Annotated in this window: 9 protein-coding genes; 7 read left to right on the top strand and 2 right to left on the bottom strand. The window is 28.2% G+C overall.

The features are described from left to right. The first annotated feature begins 737 nt into the window (after positions 1 to 737). Complete coding sequence (locus tag BM119_RS18655; RefSeq protein ID WP_090043222.1) at positions 738 to 2,438, top strand: M4 family metallopeptidase; 1,701 nt, start codon at positions 738 to 740, stop codon at positions 2,436 to 2,438. 185 nt (positions 2,439 to 2,623) lie between these two features. On the opposite strand, the gene BM119_RS18650 is transcribed toward BM119_RS18655, so the two are convergent. Then, positions 2,624 to 4,057, bottom strand: a complete 1,434-nt coding sequence (locus BM119_RS18650) for a cation:proton antiporter (protein ID WP_090043221.1) — start codon at positions 4,055 to 4,057, stop codon at positions 2,624 to 2,626. Between the two features lie 311 nt (positions 4,058 to 4,368). Between BM119_RS18650 and BM119_RS18645 the strand changes: the two genes are divergently transcribed. From BM119_RS18645 to BM119_RS18620, 6 genes are all read left to right on the top strand, one after another. Then, positions 4,369 to 5,787, top strand: coding sequence for a TldD/PmbA family protein (locus BM119_RS18645; protein WP_090043220.1), 1,419 nt, complete (start codon positions 4,369 to 4,371; stop codon positions 5,785 to 5,787). After that, a complete protein-coding gene (locus tag BM119_RS18640) occupies positions 5,787 to 7,085 on the top strand; it encodes a metallopeptidase TldD-related protein (protein ID WP_090043219.1) in 1,299 nt (432 codons plus the stop codon). Before BM119_RS18645 ends, BM119_RS18640 begins: the two co-directional genes overlap by 1 nt. A gap of 99 nt (positions 7,086 to 7,184) precedes the next feature. Continuing rightward, positions 7,185 to 7,931, top strand: coding sequence for a peptidylprolyl isomerase (locus BM119_RS18635; protein WP_090043218.1), 747 nt, complete (start codon positions 7,185 to 7,187; stop codon positions 7,929 to 7,931). A 327-nt stretch (positions 7,932 to 8,258) separates the two neighbouring features. Beyond that, complete coding sequence (locus tag BM119_RS18630; protein WP_090043217.1) at positions 8,259 to 8,876, top strand: DUF2238 domain-containing protein; 618 nt, start codon at positions 8,259 to 8,261, stop codon at positions 8,874 to 8,876. A 474-nt stretch (positions 8,877 to 9,350) separates the two neighbouring features. Next, positions 9,351 to 10,157, top strand: coding sequence for a LicD family protein (locus BM119_RS18625; RefSeq protein ID WP_090043216.1), 807 nt, complete (start codon positions 9,351 to 9,353; stop codon positions 10,155 to 10,157). Positions 10,158 to 10,173: 16 nt separating this feature from the next. Further along, positions 10,174 to 11,448 (top strand): O-antigen ligase family protein, encoded by a 1,275-nt coding sequence (locus tag BM119_RS18620; RefSeq protein ID WP_090043215.1) that lies wholly within the window; start codon positions 10,174 to 10,176, stop codon positions 11,446 to 11,448. 751 nt (positions 11,449 to 12,199) lie between these two features. Here the strand turns inward: BM119_RS18620 and BM119_RS18615 are convergent. Continuing rightward, on the bottom strand, positions 12,200 to 12,853 hold the full coding sequence (locus tag BM119_RS18615; RefSeq protein ID WP_090043214.1) for an HAD family hydrolase: 654 nt from the start codon (positions 12,851 to 12,853) through the stop codon (positions 12,200 to 12,202). Positions 12,854 to 12,964: the final 111 nt, after the last annotated feature.

Raw genomic sequence — 12,964 nt, 5'->3', positions numbered from 1 at the left:
TTGACTCATTCTTCACCTATATTAGATTTATCAATAAAGAATTTAAAACAAATATAGGTGAAGAATGGTTATATATTATAAACATAAAAGATTCAATTATAGATAAAAATATAAATCTATAATTGAATCTTTTTATTTCCCTATAGGATATTATAAAATTTCAAACCTGTGGATAACTTTTATAACTATTAAAATATATAGATTTTTTAGTTGAGAACTTTAATGAGTGAAAAATTACAAGTGGCAAGTTGCAAGAGTTTAAGAAATTGACAATTGACGATTGAAAATTGACAATTCAAGGATAAATCTTCTAAGGAAGATTTTAAAATTAAAAAAATATAATTTAGAGAAAATCTGTGATTTTCAACCTGAACTTTCAACTTTCAACCTTCAACTTTATATTTAGGAAGTTTGTGACTTCCAACAATAATTGTCAATTATCAATTATCAATTAAAAAAAGGGTGCAGCCCTTTTTATATTGATAAAACATAGTGATTTTGAACTTTAAATGTATATATTGAAAAATAGTACTATAATTATTGAAGAAAAATGATGAAAATTACAAGATGATGAAATAAAATAAGAGGTTTCACAATATACCATAAATCTATCATAATATTATCATAAATCTATCATAAATTTTATCAATACATTAAGGAATAGGTACAATTTTTAAGAATAGCACATAAACTTAACTATAAATATATTTAATATTTAAAAAGGGGACTGATATATTATGAAAAAAACACTAATATCAATGCTTATAGCGACTACTATGGTTTTTAGTTTTGTTGGTTTTGGGGGAAGAGCTAATGCTAGTGTTTCTAGAGACGGGTATTTAAAAACACTAATTACAACTGCAGAAGAAAGTAAAATAGAAAAATCTACTCAAAAAACTGACATTGGATCAGGAGACACATATGTGTATTGGGGAGAAAATGAAAATAAATCACCAAGATTTATTGATGGAAAACTAAATGAAGAAGCAATCAATAATAAAGATGACGTACTAAAATATGTTGAGGAAAACAAAGATGCATTTGGATTACAAACAGGTGATTTTCAACTTAAAGATGAAATGAAAGATGATCAAGGAAACACACATTATAAGGTTAAATTAATGAAAGATGGAATAGATGTAAGAAATAAAATATTAATAGTTCACGTAAATAATGATGGTAACATTTATAATATAAATGCTGATATAGATTCAACTCTTGAAAACGTTAACTTCATGGAAAAAGTTAAAATATCTGAAGCAGACGCAATAAAAATTGCTGAGGATTCATTAGAAGTTAAAAATAATCAAGCAAATTACACTTATGCGCCTACAGCTCAATTATTTGTTGATAAGCTAGATGGACAATGGAGAACTGTATTTATGGCTGAAATAATATACAATGATCCATCACCTGCTAACTGGAGTATATTTGTTGATGCAAGTACTGGAGAAGTATTAAAGACACAAAATAAAATAATGGATTTAGAAGGTAGCGGAACTGGGCTTGATGGAAAGAGCGTACCAATACAAATAACTAAATCAGGAAGCAAATATCAACTATCAGATAGTACAAGATCAAGCAGAGGAGTATATACTACTCATGACTCAGGAAGATCAACTTATCGTGTTCCAGGTACTATTGTACAAAATAGTACTACTAATTTTAATGCTGGAGGAATTATGTCATCAGCAGTAAGTGCTCACTATAATGTAGCTAAGGCTGCAGACTATTATAAAAATACTTTTGGAAGAGATTCTTGGGATGGAAAAGGCGCAGGTATTACTGCTAGTGTAAACGTTGGTAGAAGTTATTTGAATGCTTATTTTGATGGAAGAGGAAACCTTGCATTTGGAGAAGGAGACAAAGTGAACGCAGCACCTTTTGCAGGTTGTCTTGATATAGTTGCTCATGAATTTACTCATGCGGTTACTAGCTCAACAGCAGATTTAGCTTATGAAAATCAAAGTGGAGCTTTAAATGAATCATTCTCTGATGTATTTGGACTTATAATAGAAGGAGATAATACTCTTTGGGAAATGGGGGACAATTTACAACTTCCAACATCCAGATATGTATTAAAGAGAAGTGCTAAGGATCCTACAATGTATGGACAACCAGCTCATATGAATGACTATAAAAACCTTCCAAATACTCAAAATGGAGACTGGGGTGGAGTTCATACAAATTCAGGTATACCAAATAAAGCATTCTATAATATAGCTTCTAAAATTGGATTTGATAAAGCTGGTAAGATATACTATAAAGCATTAACAGAAAATTTATCTGCAAGTTCTAATTTCATGGATGCAAGAAATGCACTTGTAGCTGCAGCAGTTAGTTTATATGGATCAGACAGTCAAGAAAGACAAATAGTTCAACAAGGTTTTGCAGATGTAGGATTAGGAGAAGCTTATCAAAATGAAATACCACAATAAACTGATATAGGTTATTAATATAAGGTATCTGAAAATATAAATTTATTTTGAGATACCTTTTTTAATATACAGATAAGTTATAAAAATTTTTGATCCTAAAATAAAAAGATTTTTTTAAAGAAAATCTGTGATTTTCAACGGCAATTGGCAACTGTCAATTAAGCTTGGCATAGCCACTTTTAATCTTAGCCTATGAACTCCATTAAATTTACAGTTTCCTCAACTGCATGGCTTAAACCTGCTAATATTACTTCATCTCCTAGGTTAATAGTTGTATTACCACTTGGAAAAATTTCTTTTCCATTTCTATCTATAAGGAATACCCTTGTATCCTCAGGAAAATGTAAATCCTTAAGAGGGGTATTTAGATATTTCTGATTCACCGGTAGTACTTCTCTAATAATTATTCTGTCTATTACTTTATCTTTAGAAGAAGATATATCTACATCATCCTTTAAAATATATTCAAATAATATGGGGAATATAATGCAAGATATAACTGTTGATAATATGAAGGCACCATAGGTTGCAGAATCTATTAAATTAAGATTTAATGCCATTTGAGAACCAACAATAATTAAACTTAGCTGAGCTGATAGAATAAAACCAGAAGCTATAGCCTTTTTTCTTCCATAAATATATTGTAAAAGAATACAAGGGATAGCTTTTACAAGAAAGAAACCTAAAATTATAAATGGTATTTTACTTAATGCAGAGGTATCGTTAAATACTAACTTTAAGTCAAGATTTACTCCAACCATTATAAAGAATATAGGAATTAAAAAGCCGTATCCTATAATATCAAGTTTATGGGTTAATTCTTCTTTTGCTTTTCCTGATATTAATGATACTATTATACCAGCGAGAAAAGAACCAAGTATTATTTCACTTCCTATTTTGTTGGATAAAGTAACAAGCATTAGTATTAATGCAAAAGCTGCTCTAACACCTATATGTAAATTTTTAAAATTCACAGCCCATAAGTCAAAATGTTTATAAAATCTTTTTGTAACAAGATAAATCAAAAATGCTGCAACAAATAGTAATATAAAAAGGAAATTTTTATAGCTAAACCCGTACATAGTTGTTGAAGCTATAATTGTAATTCCAATTAAACAGATGAACTCACAGACAAGAGAAAAGATAAGTAAACTCTGTCCAAAATCTGTATTAAGCATATCTTTACCTTTTAAATAAGGAACCATAAGACCAGGTGCTGCTGCAGTAAATAATAAACTGAAGAATAGTTTGCCTTTCTGTAATCCCAATATGTTAACTCCTCCAACTATTAAATAAGATATAATAAGTGAAAGAATAAACATAAGCATTATTATAATACCCTGATTTTTTTTGCTTTTATTATTTTTATTTCTATTGGAAAAATCTATTTCTAGTCCACCTAAAAACATTAAATAAGCAAGACCTAGCTCTGATAAAAAGACTATCCAAAGGTCACTTTTTATAATGTTTAGACCACTAGTACCAATTAATATACCAACAAATATTTCTCCTACTTGATAGGGGATTTTAATTTTTTTTAGACTTTTAACTAAAAAGGGAGTAATGAAAGCAAATATACTTAAAATTAACAATGAATCATAACTTATAGCATGCTCCAATTAAATCACATCCTCTCTACTAAACTTAGTGTTTCCCTTTAACTTATGCAATTATAACAAGTATTTTAACAGTAATCTACAAGATAGAGCTTTCTTGAATTTATATTTTATAACAACTTTATTTAAGTGACAAGTTGATGATGTTTTTTACGTTATTTAGAAAAACTAACAATTAAATTTTGGGTTTCAGATTTCTAATGAGAAAATTAACAAAAAGTATATACAATAATTTGAATAATTATTAATATATTAAGGAATGTAATGGTATAATTTATTTATAAAACCAAATATTTGAAAAAGGAGTGGTGATTTTGGCACTTAGGCATAGTAAATTCCTTTACGAATCAAAGGTATTACTGAGAGAGCTAATTAATACTTTAAATAGAGACTTTCAGTATGTTTCAGTATTAGGATCAGATTGCATTGGCAAAAAATACTCTACAAATAGAAAAAGTTCTAGTATAGCAAGCAATGATTTTAATGAAAGAGGGTTTGTAGCTAGAGTATATGATGACGGAGAATACTATGAATACTCCTTTAATGAAATATCAAAGGAATCATTGAATAATATTGTTGAAAAGATAAAAATAAATATAAGAAACTTAGAAAAAAGAAATGTAAGTATAAAAAAACATAAGCATATAGATGAAATTAAGAGTAATCAATCATTAATAAAAGACATAGATATAAATCCTAGAACTTTAGGGGATAAAGTTATAATACAAAAAATTGAGCAGCTAAGAGATAGAGGTATTAATAAAAGCAATGAAATAGTAAATTTTCAAATTAATTATAGCTTTTTACAAGTAAATAAAATATTTTTATCTAATAATAAAGACTTAGAAGAAACTTATATGTGGGCAGATGCATCAGCCGTTTGTATAACTTCAAGAAATGATAAAAGTAAATACTATTTTGATTCAGTATCAGGATTAAAAGGTGTAGAAATATTAGATGATCTTGAGAAGAAAATTAATTCAACAGTAGAAATAGCTATTAGTTTATTAGAGTCGGAGCCTATAAAGCCTGGGGAATATAATGTTATTTTTAGTCCTGATGTAAGTGGACTTATAGCACATGAAGCTTTTGGTCATGGGGTTGAAATGGACATGTTTGTTAAAGATAGAGCGAAAGCAAAACACTTCATAGATACACAAATAGCATCTCCTTTAGTTACTATGGTAGACGGAGCTAAGGGGGTAGAGCAAACATCATCTTATGATTTTGATGATGAAGGAACATTGGCCCAAGATACAATAATAATAGATAAAGGAATATTAAAAAATGGACTTAGTGATTATATATCAGCTATGGAATTAAATATTAAGCCAACTGGGAATGGTAAAAGAGAAAGCTTTGAAAGAAAGGCTTATTCAAGAATGACCAATACTTATTTTAAATCTGGAGAAAGCACATTAAGAGAAATGATTGAATCTATAGAGTACGGTCTTTTATTAGAAGGTGCAGGGGGTGGCATGGAAGATCCTAAGAACTGGGGAATACAATGTACAGCATTAGTTGCAAGAGAAATAAAAGAAGGAAAATTAACAGGGAAATTATATTCTCCAATAATAATAACAGGATATGTACCAGATGTTTTAAAATCTGTATCAATGGTCTCAGGTGAAGTAGGATTAAGTGGAGCAGGATTCTGTGGAAAAGGGCATAAGGAATGGGTTAAGGTATCCTGTGGTGGACCGTACATTAAAAGTAAAGTGAGGTTGGGCTAATGATAGAGTTATTAAAATCGGTTCTTCAAGAATGCAATGTTACAACCTACAAAATTGTTGAGGAAAAAGTAGAAAGTGCAGAATTATTTTTTATAAAAAAGGATGTAGATTTAAGTAGAGGCAAAGATGTAATAAACTATACATTAACTGTTTACAAAGATTTTGAAGAAAAAGGTAAAAGATATAGAGGAGCATCAGAAGTAACTATATTTAGAACAATGAAAAAGGAAGAAATAAAAGTAATAGTAAACACTGCAATGTATGCTGCTAATTTTATAAAAAACGAATATTATGATTTACCAAAAGGGAATAAAGAGGATAATATTGTAATACCTAATGGATTTTCAAGTAATACAATTGAAGATGCAGCATTTATAATAAAGGATATGTTGTACAATAAAGATGTATTTGAAAAAGGATTTATTAATTCAAGTGAGATATTTGTATATAAGGTTAATAAAAGAATTGTAAATTCAGGGGGCATAGATGTAAGTTATGAAAAAGTATACTCAGATGTCGAATTTATAACTCAATGGATAGAGGACCAAGATGTGGAACTTTATAACTATATATCTTTTACAGAGTTAAATAAAAATTATATTGATGATAAGGTTATTCGAGCTTTAAAGAAAACAAAGTTTAGAGAGAAAGCTAAGGATAAATTACCAAGTGGTAAATACAATGTTATATTATGTGAAGATGAAGTAAGAGAATTAATATCTGGATATTATGTAAATGGAGCTAAGGCAAGTAGTATATATAATAAAACATCCAACTTTAAAATTAATGAGAAGCTTCAAGGAGAAGGCATAAAGGGGGACTACTTAAATATATCATTAAAAGCTTTTTTAAGTAATTCAAAGACTTCAGCACCATATGATAACGATGGTATAAAGCTTAATGACTTAGATTTAATAAGTAATGGCGTGCTTAAAAATTATTATGGAAACAATAGATTTTGCCAGTATTTAAATATAGAACCTACAGGGGATATACCTAACGTAATTGTTAAATGTGGCAATAAGTCTATGGGTGATATGGAAAAAGAAATTGGACTTTTAGTACTTGCCTTCTCATCTTTTGAAATGGATGAATTAACTGGAGATTTTGCAGGAGAAATAAGGCTTGGGTTATATAATAGTGGAGAAAAAATAACTCCTATAACAGGTGGTTCTATATCAGCAAATATAAAGGATGTACAGGATAAACTTTATTTAAGCAGTGATATATACAAAACTACTTCTTATGAAGGGCCAATTGCAGTTCAAATTTGTGATGTAAGTGTAGCAGGGGAATAAGGCACATTCAAACAATCAACTATATCCTGGGTGGTAGACATTTCATAAATGTGTTAATATAAAAGAGAATATAATGCCAAAGGTTAAAGGAGAAGGATTATGGAAAATAAAATTTTAGCGATAGTTAACGGAGCACAAATAAAAGAGAGTGATTTAGAAGCAGCAATAATGAGATACCCAGCAGAAAGAAGAGCATATCTTCAATCAGGAGAAGGAAAACAACAATTATTAGATCAAATGATATCATTTGAATTAATGTATAATTACGGTAAAGAATTAGGTTTAGAGAATAATGAAGAATATATGGCACAACTTGAAAGAGCTAAAAAAGATTTATTAACTCAAACAGTTATAAATAAAGAACTTTCAGAAGTTAAAGTTAATGAAGAAGAAATAAAAACTTACTATGAAAATGGAAAAGATAATTTTAGAGAAGATGCACAAGTTAGAGCTAAACATATATTAGTAGAAACAGAAGAAGAAGCTAACAATATAGCTAAGGAAATAGAAGCAGGATTAGCATTTGAAGATGCAGCACTTAAACATTCTAAATGCCCATCATCTCAAAATGGTGGAGATTTAGGATTCTTCGGAAAAGGAAGTATGGTTCCAGAATTTGAAGAAGTAGCATTCTCTTCAGAAGTTAATACAGTAAGTGCTCCAATTAAAACTCAATTTGGATATCACTTAGTTAAAGTTGTAGACAAAAAAGAAGCAAGAGAAAAATCTTTAGAAGAAGTTAAAGATGCTGTAGAAAGAGCAATTCTTCAAGAAAAACAAAATCAAAGATACTTTGATTTAACTAAAGAGTTAAAGAATAAATTTAAAGTTGAAGTATATAAATAATCTAATTTATTAAATAAGGCACATGAAAGAAAATAACAGTCAAATATACTAGTATACTAAATTGTTATTTTTTGAATGTGCCTAATAAAATTAGATGAGTAAAAATGGCTAAGTACCAAGATACTTAGTCATTTTCTTTTTTTGATAAAAATTATATTTTAAGATATTTAACATCAAGTTTAATACTACTTTAAAGACTTGTGATATTATAAATGCACGAATAAAAACTATATTAACAATAATATGAGGATTTCTCTATGATATAGTATATAGATTATTTTTTGTAAAATAATATAAATATAATAATTACAATGGTAGGTGTACAAATTGAAAAAAAAATTAAAATATGATGATTTAATTACTATAATGTTTATGATTTTATTGGTAATAACGTATGGTTGGGATGCAATAGCACGTAGTGGAATAAAAGGCCCGAGAATATTATTAATAATAGTTACACTGATTTTCGCAAGAATTGTATTTAAGAATACGTTCTTAAGAAAATCAAGAGCAGCTTATGTTGTAACAATGGCATTTATATTTGCGTCCATGTATTTAGCAAATGTTTTTGACTTTTATGGTTTTCCTCACTATGATAAAATACTTCATCTTGCATCTGGAGTTATTCTAGCTGTATTTGGATTTCTTATATATATTTATTTAGGTAATAATCAAATACACAAAGAAATGAGACCAGCAGCTATGATATTTTTCTCCTTAGTGTTTACAATTGCAGCAGCAGGTGTATGGGAAATATGGGAGTTTTCAACTGATCAAATATTTGGATTAACAGCTCAAATGAATAGTTTACATGACACAATGTGGGATATTATATGTGGTACAATAGGTGGACTTATAATGAACATACCCATAGCTATGTACTCTAAAGGGAAACAGATAAGGCTATTATCAAAAATAGTTGAAGAAATGACATCAGAAGAATAAATTACTTTTCAAAAGACAAGTAAGAAGAATAAATTACTTGTCTTTTGACTTTTTTGAAGGAATATTTTTACATATGAATGGGAATAGTTTAGTTAAGGTATCTTCAAAAAATAATACACCAGCATTCTTGGCTATTGTGTATAATACTTCATCGTCATAAGTTACATAGAGCACCACTATGAATGACCTTTAACTCTTTGTCTTATACCAAATACACTTGGAAGCTATGGTCTGTTATTTTTTCAGATGCCTAAGCATTAATTGACTTGTAACAATTTATAAATAAGATATAATTATAATATAATGGGGAAATAAGAGTTTTTTTATCCAATAGCTACTATTTATAAGTTGAGGATAAGCAGGTATTATATGCACTTGGATAAGTTCTTTTAAGTTGTGGCTGGATAATGTATTAAAAAAAGAAAAGTCTAGCTGAAGTTAAGCATTATTTGATAGAGAATAAAGGATGAGATTATGGAAAATAAAAAAAAATGTACACTTAGAGAAGCACAGTTAGTAATGTTAGAAATATTAAAAGATGTGCATAAGGTATGTGAAGAAAATAATATAAAATATTTTATAATTGATGGTACATTGCTTGGAGCTGTTAGGCATAAAGGATTTATTCCATGGGATGATGATTTAGATATAGGAATGCTTAGAAAAGATTATGAAAAGTTTTTAAAAGTAGCACCTAAAAAATTAAAAAGTGATTTATTCCTTCAAACTGTGAAAAGTGATAAAAACTATACTTTGTATCATATACCGGCAAAGGTAAGAAAAAATAATACATTGTTTGTTGAATTTGGAGAAGAGCATCCTAAATATCATAGTGGTATATATATAGATGTTTTTCCATATGATGATGTCTGTAATTCTAAAACGAAGGAATTTATAAGGCAAGATATTCTCACCTTTCTTCTAAAATGCAAATATGAAGTTAATGGTAAAGATATCAAAGCTAAGGTTAGAAGAACATTAAATGTTTTAACAAAACCTTTAAGTTATGAAGCCTTATATGAATTTGCTATGAATACAGTTAGATGGACTGAGAATTCGACAAAAGGAATAATTAATTATGGTGGGGAACTCATTTGGAATAAAAAATTTAACAAAGAAGATATACTTCCATTAAACAAAATAGAATTTGAAGGAATGGAGTTTTACGGTCCTAATAATCCACATAAGGTTCTTGAAAATATATATGGGGATTATATGAAGTTACCGCCTGAAGACGAAAGAACTTGGCATGCAAAGGACATATACGTTATAGAAAAGTAGGTGAGGAGAGTAAAATATGGAGTTTTTAAACAAAATAGATGTAATTAAACAAAGGGCAGCATATAAAACAGCATTTATATTATATGCTTTGTTCTTCGCAACAGAATTTTCCACATATAATAGTTTTACTATATTAAAATTATTAATGATAGGTTGGGGATGTGGATTAATAGTATTAGATGTTTATACTAATAAAAATAAGATATTAAAAAAATTCAACTTAATGCTTAATTTGTTTATTTTAATGAACATAATATCTCTAATATTATTTCCGAGTAAAGCATATAATTTTAGGATTTTTCTAATAACAATAATTCAAATAGGTGTTTTAAATAATTCAGAAATAACCCAAACACCAAGAAATGTTTTAAAGGAGATAAATAAAGTAAACTTTATATTTATAATAGGAAGTTTTGTGATTTCAGCAATAAGCTTATGTATGTTTGTATTTAAATTTAATATTTTTTCAATAGCATATAATGAGATCACGAGACCAGATCTTTTAAAAGGTTTATTTTTAATAAGTAATATTGCAGGACTTGTAAGTTTAATATCAATTATGGTTACTGTTATAAGCATAGTATCAGGGATTAGAGGATTTAGGGCATTTTATTGGGTGAACATATTAGTACAAGGCTTAGTGCTATATCTTACCAAAGCAAGGGCATCATGGATTGGATTAATAATATTTATTATAGTATATGGATTTATATCGATAAAAAATAAAACTTTAAGAAGAAGCATATTAATTATAATTTTAATTGGTATAGTTTCATTACCTGTATATGGACCTAAAATCATTAACAATTTAGATAACTTTGCAAACAAAACAGATTATTATCAGTACTATGGTTTTCTAAGTGGAAGACAAATGATATGGACGCAAGGATATGAATCAATAGTAACAAAAAATACCTTCTTAGGGGTAGGATACAAGGATGTTGTAGATATAATCAAAAATTCAACAACTCAGTTCTTGCCAGGAATTGATGGAGGAAGGATGCATAATATATATTTTGAAATATTATGCTCTCATGGAATCTTAGCACTTATATTTATGGTCATGTTCTTCATAGCCAATGGTGTAGCAATTTATAAAGATATTTTTAAAGAAGATATACCTATAGAAAACAGAAGGATACTCAAAGTTATTTTCGCTATGTTTATGTCATTATATGCCCTAGGATTTGTTGAATCTGTACTAGTATATGTTATAAGTGTAGTATCAATAATTTACTGGATATATGTAGGATATAGTGAGTATTTTATAAGAAAATATAAAAAATATTAAGAAATGGGGCTATATCAAAATAACTTTTGATATAGCCCCATTCTTAATATTTAAGTGATAAGTGACGAATTGAGGATGCTTTTCTTTACTTTGTTCAGAACAATACTCTGTGCAGTAAGCTAATTTGTGTTGCTTAGAATTCACTTTTTATGAATTTTTATTTTAAATTGTATATTCTCATAATAATAAAATTCTCTAATAAAAATGGAAGGATAAACGTTAGTAAATTATCAGATAAACTGTAAGTATTCTTAGTGAAAAAAAGTATTGTTTCTGTTAAGAATTCAATTGTTTGAGCGAAGTGATTTATTGGTAGTTGGATATTCGTGATTCTTGTTATAAAAAAGCATTAACGGCGTTAAGAATTCCAATTTGTTCGAAGCGAAGCAAGTTATTGGAATTTAGCTATATGAAGTTTTTTATGCCTTATAATACTCTGTGCAATCAGCTAATTTGTGTTGATTAGATCTCACTTTTCATGAATTTTTATTTTAAATTGTATATTCTCATAATAATAAAATTCTCTAATGAAAATGGAAGGATAAACGTTAGTAAATTATCAGATAAACCGTAAGTATTCTTAGTGAAAAAAAGTATTGTTTCTGTTAAGAATTTCAATTGTTTGAGCGAAGCGAGTTATTGGAATTTAAGAAACAATGCTTTTTTTTACTTTAGAATACTAGGTGAAATCTGCTTGTTTACGGTGTTTATCCTTCTATTTTCATGTTTAGGTGAATTTTACTGTTGTAGGCTAAACAGCTTCATTAATTTCAGAATAACAATTTATATGCTTGTGAGCCTCTTTTATTATTTCATCTCTATGAGGATCAGAATGCTTATCATAAACGGCTACAACCTTCATGTTGGCTAATTTTGCACCTTGTATGGCAGGTAATATATCTTCAAAAACAACACAATCACAAGGATTAACCCCTAATTTTTTTGCAGAAAGAAGATAAACATCAGGACAGTTTTTTCCCTTTGAAACTTCATCTGTTATAGTTATAGCATCAAAATACTCATAAATACCATTAGCTTTTAGAGTTACTTCAAGTAAATCAATAGAGTTTGAAGTAGCAAGTCCAATTTTTATTCCTTTTTCTTTTAACATTTGTAAAAATTCTTTAGCACCAGATTTTAGAGTAACATTATTCTTATACTCGTCATAAGCCATATTGTTAAATATATCAGATATTTCTTTTTCACTTTCTTCTAATTTAAAATGTTCCTTAAAATACTTGACAGTACCTTGGAAACTTAAATGTCCTATAGAATGTTTTAAATTTTCATCATATTTAATACCACGTTTTTCTAGGAAGTTTTTATCAAGTTTGTCCCAAATCCACATAGAATCAACTAGTGTTCCATCCATATCAAATATTGCTGCTTTTATATCTTTTAACACGTTGTACAACACCTCCTAAGGCACATGAAAGAAAATAACAAGTCAAAACAGACTAGCATACAGACTTGTTATTTTTGTGAATGTACCTAATATTTAGATTATAGTATATCA

This window comes from Clostridium frigidicarnis, assembly GCF_900111985.1.
Lineage (GTDB): Bacteria > Bacillota > Clostridia > Clostridiales > Clostridiaceae > Clostridium_Z > Clostridium_Z frigidicarnis.
Note: the sequence above shows the minus strand (reverse complement) of the source record. Positions and strands in the feature narration are given on the sequence as shown.